A 14799-nucleotide genomic window follows, 5' to 3' on the forward strand; every position below is an offset into this window, starting at 1 on the left:
TTGAACCGTCAGAATCACTGGCTGTCGCAGACAGCAGTACCGGCGTGTTCAGCGGAACGACTGCGCCATTCAGTGGGGACGCAATTGCTCCAGTCGGCGAGGCATTTGCAGAAACGCTCACCGTAATCGTTTCGACGGCTCCGGCTGCGGCACCTGTATTGGATCCTGTGTCATACGCCTTGACACCGAGCGAGTGACTTCCAGAGGTTGAAAAGCCCCCTACGTGCGTGTACGAAAAGTCCCTGTACGGAATGTCACTGGCAGTGGCACCCGAGGCGCCGAGAGTGGCAGTCCCGACAAAAACGCCGTCGTTGTAAACATCGACCTTTGTGACGTCGAACTGCAGGACGTCACCGTCAGGCATCGCAATCCAATTGCCATATGCCCGACCGGTCAACTGAATGTCAGAGTTTGCTCGAAAGCTTGCAGTAGCTTGAGGTGAAAGGATGCCTGCACTGGGTGCTGCACACTTGCTTTGATAGCAGCCCGCCCAGACATCACCCGACGAAGTCAGCTGCAGACAGGTGAGGAAGCCGCCGCCAGGTTATGGCATTCCAGTATTTCCTCATCCCCCCCGCTCAGAGGTCAGCTGTGCCGTCTGTCGCAAACGGGGCGCTTGCCAACTTAGTGCGCCCCGCCCGCATCCACCGGCGCCCCGACACGCGGCGGCCGCTTGGTCAGCCAGACGCCGGCGATCAGCGTCAGGAAGAGGAAGGCCGAGGCGAGGAAGATGTCGTCGGCGGCGCGGGTGAAGGCCTGCTGGTCGACCAGTCGGTTCAGATAGGCCAGTGCCTGCTCTGGCGCCATGCCGATGCTGGTCAGCCGGTTCAGCGTCTCGCCAGCCACCGCATCGCCCTGCGCCAGCTTCTCGGCCAGATGGTGGTGGTGCAAGGTGGCGCGGTTCTCCCACAGCGTTGTCGAGATCGAGGTGCCCATGGCACCGGCGGTGATGCGCACAAAGTTCGACAAGCCGGCCGCGGCGGCGATGCGGTCGGGCGTAATGCCCGACAGTGTCAGCGTCGTCAGCGGGATGAAGAAGAAGGCCATCGCCGCGCCCTGTAGCAGCGTCGGCACCATGATGGTGGCGAGGTCGGTGTTGGTGGTGAAGTTGCTGCGCAGCTGCAGCACCACGCAGAACATGATGAAGGCAAAGGTCGCCATCCAGCGCGGATCGACGCGTGCCACATTGCGCCCCACCACGGGCGAGAGCAGGATGGCCAGCAGGCCCACCGGCGCCAGCGCCAGGCCGGCATCGGTGGCGGTATAGCCCATGTACTGCTGCAGCCACAGCGGCAGCAGCACCACATTGCCGAAGAAGAGGCCGTAGGCAATCGACAACGTGGCCGCGCCGAACAGGAAGTTGCGCCGCGCAAACAGGCGCAGATCAACGACCGGGTGCTCGTCGGTCAGCTCCCAGACGATGAAGAAGGCCAGGCCCACCGCCGCGGCAAGCGCCAGCAGCTGGATCTCGCCGCTGGCAAACCAGTCGAGCTCCTTGCCTTTGTCCAGCATAATCTGCAGCGAACCGACCCAGACGACCAGCAGCGACAGGCCGACCTTGTCGATGGGCAGCTTCTTCACCGGTGTCTCGCGCTCGCGGTAGATGCTCCAGGTCAGGCCGGCGGCGAACAAACCCACCGGCACATTGATGTAGAAGATCCAGGGCCAGGAGACGTTGTCGGTGATCCAGCCGCCCAAGAGCGGCCCGACCACCGGCGCCACCAGGGTCGTCACGCCCCAGAGCGCCAGCGCCGTGCCGGCCTTCTCGCGCGGATAGCTGGCCAGGAGCAGCGTCTGCGACAGCGGAATCATCGGCCCGGCCACCAGGCCTTGCAGCACGCGGCAGGCGACCAGCATTTCCAGCGAATGGGCAAAGCCGCACAACCAGGACGCCAGCACAAAAAGCAGCACGCTGGTGGTAAACAGGCGCACGGCGCCGAAGCGCTGCGTCAGCCAGCCGGTCAACGGCACCGAGATCGCGTTGGCGACGCCAAAGCTGGTGATCACCCAGGTCCCCTGCACCGGGCTGACGCCCAGATCACCCGAGATCGCCGGCAGCGACACATTGGCAATCGAGGAATCGAGCACGTTCATGAAGGTCGCCAGCGACAGCGCCAGCGTGCCCAGCACCAGGGCCGAACCCTGCAGGGGCTGCGGTGCGGCGGGCGGGCCTGGAGGGGCTGCGGCCGGCGCCGGCAGCGTGGCCGTTGGAGTGGCGGCGCTGCTCATCGATCAGGCCGCCTTCTTGGCCGCACGTGGCGCGGCGGCCGGCTTGGCACCGAGATTGGCCTTGATGATGCGCGCCACCTCGGCGTCAGCAGCCTGGTCCTGCGCATCAAACACGGCCGTCTGTGCCAGCGGCGTGCTGCGCGGCGCATCAGCGATGGACTTGCCGCCCTGCTCGCGCACATCAACAGCAACATTCATCGACAGGCCCACACGCAGCGGGTGTTCAGCCAGCTCCTTGGCATCCAGCGCAATGCGCACCGGCACCCGCTGAACCACCTTGATCCAGTTGCCGGTGGCGTTCTGCGCGGGCAGCAGCGCAAAGGCGGCGCCGGTGCCGGCGCCCAGGCCGACCACCTGACCATGGAACTCGACCTTCTCGCCATAGACATCGGCCACCAGCGTGGCCGGCTGGCCGATGCGCAGCCGCGCCAGCTGGCCTTCCTTGAAATTGGCATCGACCCAGGCCTGCTGCAGGCCGACCACAGCCATCAGCGGCGCACCGGCGGCCACGCGTTGACCCAGCTGTACACTGCGCCGCGCCACCCAGCCATCCACCGGCGCCGGCAACGTGTTGCGCTGCACCGCCAGAAAGGCTTCGCGCACCTTGGCCGCGGCGCGCTGCACATTCGGGTGCTCGGCGACCACCGTGCCTTCGGTCAGCGACTGGTTGGAACTCAGCTGCTCACGCGCGGCCTGCAGCGCCGATTGGGCGGCGGCCAGGCTGCTGCGGGCGCTCGTCACCTGCGCCTGCGCATGCTCGATTTCTTCCTTGCCCACGGCGCCGCTGGCCAGCAGCGGCGTGCGGCGCTGCACATCGGCCTCCAGCCGGGCCAGCTCGCTCTGCGCCCGCTTGACATCGGCCTCGCGGGCCTGGGCTTGCGCCTGCAACGTGCTGTTGTTGGCGTACAGCGTGCGCACCTCACGCACCGTCTGCGCCAGCTGGGCCTGGGCCTGCTCCAGCGCCACGCGGGCATCGGCCGGATCGAGGCTGACCAGCGGCTGGCCGGCCTTGACGAAATCGGTGTCGTCGGCATGGATGGCGCGCACCGTGCCGGCAATCAGCGGGGTGATCTGAACGAGATTGGCCTGCACATAGGCGTTGTCGGTCTTTTCATAGCGGCTGGCCACCAGCCACTGGTAGCCGCTGTAGGCGACAAAGCCGATCGCAATCGCGGCGGCCACCAGGGTCAGCCCCTTCTTGCGCTGAGCCGCCTTGTTGGCAGCGGGAGAAGAAGCGGCGGTGTGTTGATCGTTGCTCATGGTGTATTCCGAAATCTGGGGACGCTGGCTCGCGCCTGAGAAGCGTAAGGAGCGTGAGAAGCGCGAGACGACGTGATAAAGCGTGTTGGGTTCAGCGCTTGGCGCTGGTGCTGTCGTCGGCCTGATAGCCGCCACCGAGCGCCTGCATCAGCCGCACCTGGGCGTCCAGCGCCTGGGCCTGCAGCTCCAGCGCCTGGCGTTGTTGGCTCAGCTGCGCCTGGCGAGCACCGAGCACCGGCAGCTGGTTGCCCAGGCCGGCGGCGGCGCGCTGCTCCAGCAGCTGGGTCTGCTGCGCCGCATTGGCCAGCAGCTGTTGCTGCGTCTGCCGCTGCTGCTGCAGCGATTGCAGGGCGCTGAGTTGGTCAGCCGCTTCTCGAACGGCGTCGATCACGACGGCGTCGTAGGCGGCCACGGCGGCTTGCTGTTGTGCGGCCGAGCCGCGCAGCTGGGCGCGCAGCCGGCCGGTATCGAACAAGGGCAGGCGCAAGGACGGGCCGAAACCGAAATCGCGGCTGCCACCCTTGAACAGGCGATCGGTGCCGATGGCATCGAGGCCGCCAAAGGCCGTCAGGCTCACATTGGGATAGAACTGCGACCGCGCCACTTTCACATCCTCGACCGAGGCTTCGACCCGCCAGCGGGCCGCGACGATATCGGGCCGGCGGCCCAGCAGATCGGCGTGCGGCGCCTGCTGCCAGTTCAGCGTCTCGGGCAGGCGGGCATTCAGATCGGCGAGCGCGGCCTGGGGCTGCGCCGTCAGCGCGGCCAGCGCATGGCGCTGCTGCTGCACCTGAAGCGCCAATGCCAGGCGCTGGCGCTTCAGCTCGTCCAGCGGGGCCTCGGCCTGGCGCAGCGGCTGCTTGTCGTCCAGCCCGGCAGCGACGCGCTGGCGCACCAGGGCGAGGCTTTGCTCACGCAGGGCCAGCTGCTGTTCGAGCAGCTTTTCCTGCGACTGCAGGTGAGCCAGGGCCAGATAGCTGCGCGTCACTGCGGCCGACAGGCCCAGGGCTGCAGCGGCCTGTTCAGCCTCGGCCGCGCGGCGCTGGCCCAGGGCCGCTTGCAGCTCGGCCGCATGGCGACCAAAGAAGTCCCATTCGTAGCTGATCTGCGCGCGAATCGTGGCGCTGTCGCGCACGCTGCCAGCCAGCGGCGGCGGGAACAGGCCATTCTCGCTGTAGCGCTGGCGGGTCAGGTCGGCGCCGAGGCCGATCAGCGGCTTGTCGGCGGCGGCGGCGCCGTCAACCCCGGCCAGCGCACGTGCCAGCCGCGCCCGCGCCAGCGCAATGTTCGGCGCATCGCTGAGGGCGCGCTCGACCAGCGCGTTCAGACGCTCGTCGCCATAGTCGCGCCACCACTGGCTGTGTAGCTCGGTGCCCTCGGCGGCGAGGCCCAGCGTATCAGCCTGGCAAGGCGAGGCGGCTTCCGGCAGGGTCGGGATGGGCGCGCAGGCTGAGAGCAGCAGGCCTGCCAGCAGCATGGCGCTGGCCAGCGCCGGCAGGCGCCACTGTGTGTTCGCGTGTTTGTGCATGGGGAGAGCGGGGTCAGGATTTGTCGGTGGCGGCCTGCTCGCGCAGGGCCTCGCCATTGGCCACGATGCGCTGCAGCAGGCCGATCAAGGTGCGCCATTCGGCCTCTGTGAAACCGGCGAGATGGGCGTTGAAGATTTCGGACAGCACGCTCGGCAGCGAGGCGGTGGCGCGGGCGCCCTCCTCGGTCAGCGAGACCATGACGACACGACGGTCGCTGCTGGAGCGCTCGCGCTGCACCAGCCCCTTGGCTTCAAGGCGATCGAGCAGCCGGGTCAGTGCGCCGGCGTCGATGTCCAGATCGCGCCCCAGCGCCGCCGTGGTGCTGGCGCCGGACAAGCGCAGGCGCAGCATCGGGCCCCACTGGGCGTGGGTCAGGTCCAGCGCATCCAGACGCTCATCGGCCATGCGGACGATGGATTGTTTGATGCGCTTCAGGAGCCAGCCAATGCTCTCCTCGGTCCGATAGCTGTCGGCGCGGTAGAAAGTGGCGGGCTGCGGGGCTTTGCTTGACGGGGACACGGCTTGTGCTTAAATATTTGCCTAGGCAATTATTGTCATGGCAAATAACATTGTTGGCAACCAGGGCGTTGCGCGTCATGCGCCCGCCCGTCAGCCCCGCATCCGATTGCCAACTTGCAGACGGCCCCACCCGCCCCACCTACACTGCCGCGGGCTCATGCCCAGCCCGACCTCCCCAGGATTCCCGCCATGCCCCCACAAGACCTGACCCCGCCGATGCGCCCCGAGATGCCTGGGCCAGCTTCAGCACCAAGCTCAGCGCCTGATGCGCTCAAGCCGGCAGCGCGCCCCGGCCCCCGCGCGCTCAGCGGGCTCTGGCCCTTTTTGCGCCCCTATCGCGGCCGCATCGCCATGGCCGGCCTGTTCCTGCTGCTGGCGGCGCTGACCACGCTGGCCTTTCCGCTGGCGCTGAAGGCCTTGATCGACGAGGGTCTCGTCGCCGCCGATCCGGGCCAGCGGGTGATGGCGCTGCGCGATCATTTCCTGGCCTTGTTTGGCGTCGGCGTGGCGCTGGGCCTGTTCTCGGCGCTGCGCTTCTATTCGGTCACCTGGCTGGGCGAACGGGTGACGGCCGATCTGCGCAACGCCGTCTACCGCCATGTGCTGAGTCAGAGCCCGGAGTTCTTCGAAACCACCCAGACCGGCGAGGTGCTCAGCCGCATCACCACCGACACGACGGTGGTGCAGACGGTGGTCGGCTCCAGCCTCTCGATGGGCCTGCGCAACACGGTAATGGGCATCGGCGCCCTGGTGATGCTGGTGGCCACCAACCCCTATGTGATGACCCAGGTGCTGGGCATTCTGGTGCTGGTGGTGCTGCCGGCGCTGTACTTCGGCCGCCGCGTGCGCAAGCTCAGCCGTGCCAGCCAGGATCGCGTCGCCGACACCAGTGCCATCGCCGCCGAGGTGCTGAACGCCATTCCCGTGGTGCAGAGTTACACGGGCGAGAAGCGCGAGGCCGATCGCTTTGCGCTGGCCAGCGAATCCGCGTTTGAGACCGCGCGCAAGCGCACCCGGCTGCGCGCCGGCATGGTCGCCTTCATCATCAGCGCCACCTTCGGCGCCCTGCTCTGGGGGCTCTACCAGGGCACTCAGGCGGTGATTGCCGGCCGCATCAGCGCCGGCCATCTGGGGCAAACCGTCGTCTATGTGACGCTGCTGGTGTCCAGCGTCGCGGTGCTCGCCGAGGTGTATGGCGATGTGCTGCGCGCCGCCGGTGCGACCGAGCGGTTGATGGAGCTGCTCTCGGCCCGCTCGCCGGTGGCCGAGCCCGCGCAGCCCGTGGTGCTGCCGGCGGCCCGAGGTGGCTCGGCGCTGAGCCTTGCCGGCGTCAATTTCCACTACCCCTCGCGGCCGCAGCAGTTGGCGCTAGCGGACTTCAATCTGGAACTCAAGCCCGGCGAGACGGTGGCCCTGGTCGGCCCCAGCGGCGCCGGCAAGAGCACAGTGCTGCAGTTGCTGCTGCGCTTCTACGACGCGCAATCGGGCCAGCTGCGCCTCGATGGCCAGCCGCTGACGCAGCTGGCGTTGCACGAGCTGCGCGAGCGCATCGCGCTGGTGCCGCAGGAAAGCGTCATCTTCTCGGCCAATGCGCTGGAGAACATCCGCTACGGGCGCCCCGAGGCCAGCGACGAGGAGGTGATGGCCGCGGCCCGTGCCGCCTTCGCCGATGATTTCATCCGCGCCCTGCCCGAGGGTTACCAGACCTTCCTGGGCGAGCGCGGCGTGCGCCTGTCCGGCGGACAGCGTCAGCGCATCAGCATTGCCCGCGCCATTCTGAAGAACCCGCCGCTGCTGCTGCTCGACGAAGCGACCAGCGCACTCGATGCCGAAAGCGAGCGCATGGTGCAGGCCGCGTTGGAGGCGGCGATGAAGGACCGCTCGACCTTGGTGATCGCGCACCGGTTGGCGACGGTGCAACGGGCCGATCGCATCATCGTGATGGAACAGGGCCGTATCGTCGATCAGGGCAGCCATGCCGAGCTGATCGCCCGCGGCGGGCTCTATGCCCGGCTGGCGGCACTGCAGTTCGTCAGCTGAACCACCGCCGATAGCCCTCCAAATCGCGCCGAGATCCGGGTTTGCCAGCTCCCCCGCATTCATGGGGTGATTCAGGAAAACCAGCCCAGACTGACACAGCACTGCCATCGATGGCTCGCTAAGCTCGGCCCTGTCGAGGAGGGGAGGGTCTGAGCGGCGCTGCGTAGCGCAGCTTGGCCGCTGATCCTTGATGTCAGCCCTTTGACCTTTGCGGCAGCCAGGGCTGGCAGCGGCATGGCCGGGGGATGGCTTTTCGCGCCAGGCAAAAAGCGCCAGTTCAGCGGTTCGCAAACGTTTGGGATACCTCAGGGTGGACCTTAACGGGAGAAAACTGAGCTCGGTGCGCTGGCGCGGAGGCCGTCCTGCGGCCTTGCATCGAGTCCACGAGATCCAAGCGAGAACAGCAATGAAACTGAATACCCTGAGCATCATGGTGGCCGCCCTGGCCGCAGCCGGTTCGGCCGAGGCCGGCCTGAGTGTCGACAACACCGGTTACAACTACAGCCAGTCCTTCGACACGCTGGCCGCCAGCGGCAGCGCCGTCGCCTGGGCCAATGACAGCACGCTGGCCGGCTGGAGCCTGTTCAAGACGAACACGACCACGCCGGTGACCAGCTATATCGCCGACACCGGCAGCAGCAACACCGGCGGCATCCACAGCTACGGCAGCACCGCCGAGCGCGCACTGGGTGGCCTGGGCAGCAACAGCTTCAATGGCTGGATTGCCGTGGCCTTCAGCAATGCCACCGGCAAGGCGCTGGATGGCTTCAAGCTGAGCTTCGACGGTGAGCAGTGGCGCAACGGCGGCAACACCAGCAAGCAGACGATGACGCTGCAGTACGGCTTTGGCAGCAGCTTCGCCAGCGTCAGCAACTGGGTCGCGCCCGGTGGCAACTTTGATTGGAGCTCGCCGCTGGCCAGCAGCACCGCCGCCGCGGTGAACGGCAACACGGTCGGTCTGCTCGCCAACCGCGGCGGTACCGTGAACACCAACTGGGCCGCCGGCAGCACGCTGTGGGTCCGTTGGGTGGAGAACAACGACGTCGGCAATGACCACGGCCTGGCCATCGACAACGTCAAGTTCAGCGTCGTTTCCTCGGTGCCGGAACCGCAAACCTACGCCTTGCTGCTGGCCGGTCTGGCCGGTGTGGGCTTTGTAGCCCGTCGCCGCAAGGCCTGAGTCCCACGCTCAGCTGAAGCGCGCCGCCAAGCTGCCTTTCGTGGCACTTGCCGGCGCCCGACGTCGAACTCAATAGAATCGCGGCCATGAGTTCGACCCCAGCCCCCCATAGCAACACCCAGTACGAAGACCTGATGCGCCATGTTGCCGAGCACGGCGTGCAAAAGGGCGACCGCACCGGCACCGGCACCCGTTCGGTCTTCGGCCACCAGATGCGCTTCGATCTGCGCCAGGGCTTCCCGCTGGTGACGACCAAGAAGGTGCACCTGAAGTCCATCATCCTGGAACTGCTGTGGTTTCTGCGTGGCGACTCCAATGTCAAATGGCTGCAGGAACGCGGCTGCACGATCTGGGACGAATGGGCGCGTGAAGACGGCGATCTGGGGCCCGTCTATGGCGTGCAGTGGCGCTCCTGGCCCAAGGCCGATGGCAGTCACATCGATCAGATTGCCGAAGTCGTCAAACAGCTGAAGTCCAACCCGGACTCGCGCCGCATCATCGTCAGCGCCTGGAATGTGGCCGAGCTCGACCAGATGGCGCTGATGCCCTGCCACGCCTTCTTCCAGTTCTATGTAGCCGAGGGCCGGCTGTCCTGCCAGCTCTACCAGCGCAGCGCCGACATCTTCCTCGGCGTGCCCTTCAACATCGCCAGCTATGCGCTGCTGACTCATATGCTGGCCCAGCAATGCGATCTGGAGGTGGGCGATTTCATCTGGACCGGCGGCGATTGCCACATCTACAGCAACCATGCCGAGCAGGTGCAAACCCAGCTGGAACGCGTGCCCTACCCCTTCCCCCGGCTGCACATCAAGCGCCGGCCGGACAGCATCTTCAACTACGAGTACGAAGACTTCGAGGTGCTGGACTACCAGCATCATCCGGCCATCAAGGCGCCGGTCGCCATCTGAAGGGCCACGCCATGACCCAGCTGACCCTGATTGCCGGCGTTGCCGGCGGTGGCGCCATCGGCCGCGGCAATGAGTTGCTCGTTCGCCTGCCCGAAGACATGGCGCATTTCAAGGCCTTGACGCTGAATCACAGCGTCATCATGGGCCGCAAGACCTGGGACTCGATCCCGCCGCGCTTCCGCCCGCTGGTGCAGCGGCGCAATCTGGTGCTGAGCCGCCAGAGCGGCCTGCAGCTCGACGGTGCCGAGGTCTTCGCTTCACTGGATCAGGCGTTGGCCGCCTGTACCGGCGAGGACGAGGTCTTCGTGATTGGCGGCGCCGAGATCTATGCCCAGGCCCTGCCTCGCGCCGACCGGCTGGAGCTGACCGAGTTCGAACTCAGCGTCGATGCCGATGCCTTCTTCCCGCTCTGGAGCGCCGGTGATTTCGCCGAGCAGTCGCGCCAGACGCATCAGGCCAGCCTGCCCGATGGCCGGCGCCTGACCTACCATTTCGTGCGCTATCAGCGCCGTCGTTGATTCAAGAACTCAAGGAGTTATTTCATGTCCGGACACGGTTTCCACGTTCATGGCCCGCACGACCACGAACTGGAGCATGCAGCCCAGCACGAGCCCAAGGGCATGGCCGGCCAGTTGGCCGTGATCACCGCCATTCTGGCCACCATCGGCGCCCTGTTCTCGTACATGGGTGGCGCCACCCAGGCGGCGGCCGGCCTGTACAAAAACGACGCGGCGATCAAGAAGACCGAAGCGTCCAACCAGTGGAACTACTACCAGGCCAAGAGCAGCAAGCAAAACCTCGCTGAACTGGCGGCGGTGCTGGTGACGAGCGACGAAAAGCGCGCCAAGTACGCCGAGGAAATCGATCGCTACAAGAAGGAAAAGAACGAGATCAAGGAAAAGGCCGAGGCGCTGGAAAAGGAGTCGGCGGAATTCGACCACCAAAGCGCCGAGCAGATGCATCTGCACCACCGCTGGGCCCAGGCCACCACGGCGCTGCAGATTTCGATCGCCCTGGCGGCTATCGCGCTGCTGACCAAGAAGCGCTGGATGGAGTTCGCCACGCTGGCGGTGGGTGGCGTCGGCGTGGTGCTGGGTGCTTTGACCTGGCTGCACCTCTGAATACCACCAGCGAGGCCATCTGATGAAGTTCGCCACCTGGAATGTCAACTCCCTCGCCGTCCGGCTGCCCCAGCTGCTGGAGTGGCTGGCCGCCAATCCGGTCGATGCACTGGTCCTGCAGGAAACCAAGCTGACCGACGACAAATTCCCCACGCTGGAGATCGGTGCCGCCGGCTACCAGGTGCAGTGGTTCGGGCAGAAGACCTACAACGGCGTCGCGCTGATCAGCAAGCTGCCGGCCAGCGAGGTCGTCAAGAACATCCCCGGCTTTGCCGATGAGCAGGCGCGGGTGATTGCCGGCACCGTCGGCGGTGTGCGCGTGATCGGCGGCTATTTTCCCAATGGGCAGGCGCCGGACAGCGACAAGTTCGTCTACAAGATGGCCTGGCTCAATGCCTTGCACGACTGGCTGCGCGGCGAACTGAGCCGGCACGACAAGCTCGTGCTGATGGGCGACTTCAACATCACGCCGGATGACCGCGATGTCTACGACCCGGTCGCCTGGGCCGGGCAGATCCACTGCACGCCAGAAGAGCGTGCCCAGTTTCAGCGCCTGATCGATCTGGGTCTGGTCGACGCTTTCCGGCTCTTCGAGCAACCGGCCAAGAGCTGGAGCTGGTGGGATTACCGCAACCTCGCCTTCCGCAAGAATCAGGGCCTGCGCATCGACCACATCCTGGTCAGCCCGGGCTTGAAGCCAGGGGTCAGGTCTTGCGTGATCGACAAGCTGCCGCGCAAGAACGAGCGGCCCAGCGACCATGCGCCGGTGATCGTCGAGATCGAGTGAGCCTCACTCCAAGCAGTTTCAAGGAGTCTGCCAATGAGCCATAGCCAAGATCACCACGCCGTGCTGGAGCACTGGATGGCCGAGGAAGCCGCGGTGCGCACCCGGCTGCGCGGCGAGCCTGGCGTGGCCCGGCCCGAACAGCTGGCTGGCAAGACCGGCCTGCAGCAGATGCAGGCCATGCTGGACGGCGACGCACCGCCGCCGCCGATTGCGCTGACGCTGGACTTCATGCTGATCTCGGTGGCCGCCGGCCGTGCCGTGTTTCAAGGCCGGCCGCAGCAGCGCCACTACAACCCGCTGGGCACCGTGCATGGCGGCTGGTTCGCCACCCTGCTCGATTCAGCGCTGGGCTGCGCGGTGCACACCACGCTGGAACCCGGCCGCGGCTACACGACGCTGGAGTTCAAGGTGAATCTGGTGCGCGCCTTGACCGACAAGGTGCCGCTGGTGCGTGCCATCGGTGAAGTGACGCACGCCGGCCGGCAGGTGGCCACCTCGGAGGCCAAGCTGATCGGGCATGACGGCAAGCTCTATGCCCACGCCAGCACCACTTGCCTGGTGTTCGATCTGCCCAGCAGCAAACGAAGCTGAACGCCGTAACGTCCGGCCTCAGCCGCGCAGTGGATGCGTGGCCTGGGCCAGGCGGGTGATGCGCGCCCAGTCGCCTGATTCGACCGCGCTCTGCGGCGTCAGCCAGGAGCCGCCGCAGACCTTGACGTTGGCCAGTGCCAGGAACTCCGGCGCGGTCTCGGGCGTGATGCCGCCGGTCGGGCAAAAGGCCACATCCGGGAATGGACCGGCCAGCGCCTTCAGCAGGTTCACGCCGCCCACGGCCGTGGCCGGGAACAGCTTCAGAAACTGGTAACCTGCCGCATTGGCCTGCATCACCTCGCTGGCGGTGGACACGCCCGGCAGCAAGGGCAGGCCGTGTTGCTCACAGGCGGCGCCAATCGCCTCGGTAAAACCGGGGCTGACGCCAAAGCGGCAGCCGGCATTGCGCGCCGCCAGCACATCGGCCGGCGTGCGCAGCGTGCCGGCGCCAACGATGGCCTCGGGCACCGCGCGGGCCATCGCTTCCATGGCCTGCAAGGCCACCGGCGTGCGCAGCGTCACCTCCAGCACCTTGACGCCACCGGCCACCAGGGCCTCGGCCAGCGGCACGGCATCTTCCAGGCGCTGGATCACAATCACCGGGATCACCGGGCCGTGGGCGGCGAGGCTGAGGGTCTCAACTGTCATTGCAATTCTCCAGGCCTATCCAAGGGCCGATATCAGGGCCGAGATAAGGGCCGATTCTGTTCATGTCACTGCGCCTGCTGCGCCAGGGCCTTACAGCCAGCTGATCGCGCCCTCTTCGGCGCTGCGCACATTGCGGCGCATGCCGGCAAAGAGTTCGCGGCCCAGGCCGGCGCCGTTTTCCAGCGCCTGCGCCGTAGCGATGGTGGCCAGCTCGCGGGCCTCCCATTCGGCCGCCGGCACCAGGGCAGTCAGCTCGCCGCTGATCGCGTCCAGACGCACCAGATCGCCATCGCGCAGCTTGGCCAGTGGCCCGCCGGCCAGCGCCTCGGGGCTGACGTGGATGGCAGCCGGCACCTTGCCCGAGGCACCGCTCATGCGGCCGTCGGTCACCAGCGCCACCTTGAAGCCCTTGCCCTGCAGCACCGCCAGCGGCGGCGTCAGCTTGTGCAGCTCGGGCATGCCATTGGCCTGCGGCCCTTGGAAGCGCACGATGACGATGACATCGCGATCCAACTCGCCCGCCTTGAAGGCCGTCTGCATCGCTTCCTGATCAGTGAAGATACGCGCCGGTGCTTCGATCACATGGCGGTCTTCCGGCACGGCCGAGACCTTGATCACCGCGCGGCCTAAATTGCCCTGCAGCAGCTTCAGGCCGCCGCTGGCGTTGAACGGCACCGCGGCGGTGCGCACCACGCTCTCGTCGCCGCTATCGGCCGGCAGGTCCTGCCAGACGAGCTGATCACTGGCCTCGCCTTGCAGCGTAGGCACACGGCCATAGGCTTGCAGGCTGGGGCCGACGACGGTCAGCACCTCTTCATGCATCAGGCCGGCGCCGAGCAGCTCGCGGATCACAAAGCCCGGGCCGCCGGCGGCCTGGAACTGGTTCACGTCGGCACTGCCGTTGGGATAGACGCGCGACAGCAGCGGCACCACGCCAGACAGCTCGGAGAAGTCGCTCCAGTCGATCAGGATGCCGGCGGCACGGGCCACGGCCACCCAATGGATCAGGTGATTGGTCGAGCCACCGGTGGCCAAGAGCGCCACCATCGCGTTGACGATGACGCGCTCATCGACCAGGCGGCCGATCGGCGTGTAATCGGCCCGCGGCGCAATGCGCAGCACCTGCCGCACCGCCTCGCGGCTGAGCGCCTCGCGCAGCGAATCGTGCGGGTGCACAAAGGCGGCGCCCGGCAGATGCAGGCCCATGGCCTCCAGCAGCATCTGGTTGCTGTTGGCGGTGCCATAGAAGGTGCAGGTGCCGGCGCCGTGATAGGCGGCCGATTCGGCCTTCAGCAATTCCTCGCGGCCGACCTTGCCCTGGGCATACAGCTCACGGACCTTGGCCTTCTCGTTATTGGACAGGCCACTGCTCATCGGCCCGGCGGGCACGAAAACGCAGGGCAGATGGCCGAAATGCAGGGCACCAATCAGGAGACCGGGCACGATCTTGTCGCAAATGCCCAGCAGCAGCGCGGCATCGAACACATCGTGCGACAGGGCGATAGCCGTGCCCATGGCGATGGTGTCGCGCGAGAACAGGCTCAGCTCCATGCCGGGCAGGCCCTGGGTGACGCCATCGCACATGGCCGGCACGCCGCCAGCGACCTGCACGGTAGCGCCCTGCCGGGCGGCCTCGGCGCGGATCAAGGCCGGATAGCCCTCGTAGGGCTGATGGGCCGACAGCATGTCGTTGTAGGCCGTGACCACGCCGATATGGGGCGCCCGTTCGGCGACGATGCGCAGCTTGTCATTGGCCGGCATCGCGGCCACGGCATGGGCCACATTGGCGCAGCCCATACGCTCAACACCCCGCTTGCGCCCAGCCAGTTGCGCCACCTGTGCCAGATAGCGCTCGCGGGTGGCGGCGCTGCGCGCCTGGATGCGTGCAGTCACCTCGATCAAGGTCTTGTTCATGCCGACAGCCGATGTAACTCGGCAGTATGTAAGTTGGTAACCATATTACAAGATTCTGGCTCCAACGGCGTTA

14 protein-coding genes are annotated in these 14799 nt (G+C 66.6%); 7 read left to right on the forward strand and 7 right to left on the reverse strand.

What is annotated here, in order from left to right; all coding sequences use genetic code 11:
- The 5 genes from RQP53_RS05350 to RQP53_RS05370 all read right to left on the reverse strand — a co-directional run.
- Positions 1-364: hypothetical protein (locus RQP53_RS05350; RefSeq protein ID WP_315649202.1), on the reverse strand; the 364-nt coding region annotated here is incomplete at its 3' end.
- A 260-nt stretch (positions 365-624) separates the two neighbouring features.
- Positions 625-2229: a DHA2 family efflux MFS transporter permease subunit gene (locus RQP53_RS05355; RefSeq protein WP_315649203.1), complete on the reverse strand. Its 1605-nt coding sequence runs from the start codon at positions 2227-2229 to the stop codon at positions 625-627.
- A 3-nt stretch (positions 2230-2232) separates the two neighbouring features.
- Complete coding sequence (locus RQP53_RS05360; RefSeq protein ID WP_315649204.1) at positions 2233-3489, reverse strand: HlyD family secretion protein; 1257 nt, start codon at positions 3487-3489, stop codon at positions 2233-2235.
- 91 nt (positions 3490-3580) lie between these two features.
- Positions 3581-5017 carry an efflux transporter outer membrane subunit gene (locus tag RQP53_RS05365; RefSeq protein WP_315649205.1) on the reverse strand — a complete coding sequence of 479 codons (1437 nt, stop codon included), beginning with the start codon at positions 5015-5017 and terminating at the stop codon, positions 3581-3583.
- A gap of 13 nt (positions 5018-5030) precedes the next feature.
- Positions 5031-5537 carry a MarR family winged helix-turn-helix transcriptional regulator gene (locus RQP53_RS05370; protein ID WP_315649206.1) on the reverse strand — a complete coding sequence of 169 codons (507 nt, stop codon included), beginning with the start codon at positions 5535-5537 and terminating at the stop codon, positions 5031-5033.
- A gap of 228 nt (positions 5538-5765) precedes the next feature.
- Between RQP53_RS05370 and RQP53_RS05375 the strand changes: the two genes are divergently transcribed.
- From RQP53_RS05375 to RQP53_RS05405, 7 genes are all read left to right on the forward strand, one after another.
- Positions 5766-7577, forward strand: coding sequence for an ABC transporter transmembrane domain-containing protein (locus tag RQP53_RS05375; RefSeq protein WP_315649875.1), 1812 nt, complete (start codon positions 5766-5768; stop codon positions 7575-7577).
- 406 nt (positions 7578-7983) lie between these two features.
- Complete coding sequence (locus RQP53_RS05380) at positions 7984-8757, forward strand: PEP-CTERM sorting domain-containing protein (protein WP_315649207.1); 774 nt, start codon at positions 7984-7986, stop codon at positions 8755-8757.
- 86 nt (positions 8758-8843) lie between these two features.
- Complete coding sequence (locus tag RQP53_RS05385) at positions 8844-9665, forward strand: thymidylate synthase (RefSeq protein ID WP_315649208.1); 822 nt, start codon at positions 8844-8846, stop codon at positions 9663-9665.
- Between the two features lie 11 nt (positions 9666-9676).
- Positions 9677-10183: a dihydrofolate reductase gene (locus RQP53_RS05390; protein WP_315649209.1), complete on the forward strand. Its 507-nt coding sequence runs from the start codon at positions 9677-9679 to the stop codon at positions 10181-10183.
- 24 nt (positions 10184-10207) lie between these two features.
- Positions 10208-10786 carry a DUF4337 domain-containing protein gene (locus tag RQP53_RS05395; protein ID WP_315649210.1) on the forward strand — a complete coding sequence of 193 codons (579 nt, stop codon included), beginning with the start codon at positions 10208-10210 and terminating at the stop codon, positions 10784-10786.
- 22 nt (positions 10787-10808) lie between these two features.
- A complete protein-coding gene (xth, locus tag RQP53_RS05400) occupies positions 10809-11573 on the forward strand; it encodes an exodeoxyribonuclease III (RefSeq protein WP_315649211.1) in 765 nt (254 codons plus the stop codon).
- A gap of 33 nt (positions 11574-11606) precedes the next feature.
- Positions 11607-12164, forward strand: coding sequence for a PaaI family thioesterase (locus RQP53_RS05405; protein ID WP_315649212.1), 558 nt, complete (start codon positions 11607-11609; stop codon positions 12162-12164).
- 18 nt (positions 12165-12182) lie between these two features.
- On the opposite strand, the gene eda is transcribed toward RQP53_RS05405, so the two are convergent.
- Both eda and edd read right to left on the reverse strand, forming a co-directional pair.
- Complete coding sequence (gene eda / locus RQP53_RS05410) at positions 12183-12812, reverse strand: bifunctional 4-hydroxy-2-oxoglutarate aldolase/2-dehydro-3-deoxy-phosphogluconate aldolase (protein ID WP_315649213.1); 630 nt, start codon at positions 12810-12812, stop codon at positions 12183-12185.
- Positions 12813-12902: 90 nt separating this feature from the next.
- The gene (gene edd, locus RQP53_RS05415; protein WP_315649214.1) at positions 12903-14726 is read right to left on the reverse strand and encodes a phosphogluconate dehydratase; all 1824 of its coding nucleotides are present in this window, start codon (positions 14724-14726) and stop codon (positions 12903-12905) included.
- Positions 14727-14799: the final 73 nt, after the last annotated feature.

It is taken from the genome of Roseateles aquae, from assembly GCF_032337115.1.
GTDB lineage: Bacteria > Pseudomonadota > Gammaproteobacteria > Burkholderiales > Burkholderiaceae_C > Roseateles_C > Roseateles_C aquae.

Coding starts and splice junctions, on each gene's coding strand:
- RQP53_RS05355 (WP_315649203.1), bottom strand. CDS start 2,229: ATGAGCAGCGCCGCCACTCCAACGGCCACGCTGCCGGCGCCGGCCGCA.
- RQP53_RS05360 (WP_315649204.1), bottom strand. CDS start 3,489: ATGAGCAACGATCAACACACCGCCGCTTCTTCTCCCGCTGCCAACAAG.
- RQP53_RS05365 (WP_315649205.1), bottom strand. CDS start 5,017: ATGCACAAACACGCGAACACACAGTGGCGCCTGCCGGCGCTGGCCAGC.
- RQP53_RS05375 (WP_315649875.1), top strand. CDS start 5,766: ATGCCTGGGCCAGCTTCAGCACCAAGCTCAGCGCCTGATGCGCTCAAG.
- RQP53_RS05380 (WP_315649207.1), top strand. CDS start 7,984: ATGAAACTGAATACCCTGAGCATCATGGTGGCCGCCCTGGCCGCAGCC.
- RQP53_RS05385 (WP_315649208.1), top strand. CDS start 8,844: ATGAGTTCGACCCCAGCCCCCCATAGCAACACCCAGTACGAAGACCTG.
- RQP53_RS05390 (WP_315649209.1), top strand. CDS start 9,677: ATGACCCAGCTGACCCTGATTGCCGGCGTTGCCGGCGGTGGCGCCATC.
- RQP53_RS05395 (WP_315649210.1), top strand. CDS start 10,208: ATGTCCGGACACGGTTTCCACGTTCATGGCCCGCACGACCACGAACTG.
- xth (WP_315649211.1), top strand. CDS start 10,809: ATGAAGTTCGCCACCTGGAATGTCAACTCCCTCGCCGTCCGGCTGCCC.
- RQP53_RS05405 (WP_315649212.1), top strand. CDS start 11,607: ATGAGCCATAGCCAAGATCACCACGCCGTGCTGGAGCACTGGATGGCC.
- eda (WP_315649213.1), bottom strand. CDS start 12,812: ATGACAGTTGAGACCCTCAGCCTCGCCGCCCACGGCCCGGTGATCCCG.
- edd (WP_315649214.1), bottom strand. CDS start 14,726: ATGAACAAGACCTTGATCGAGGTGACTGCACGCATCCAGGCGCGCAGC.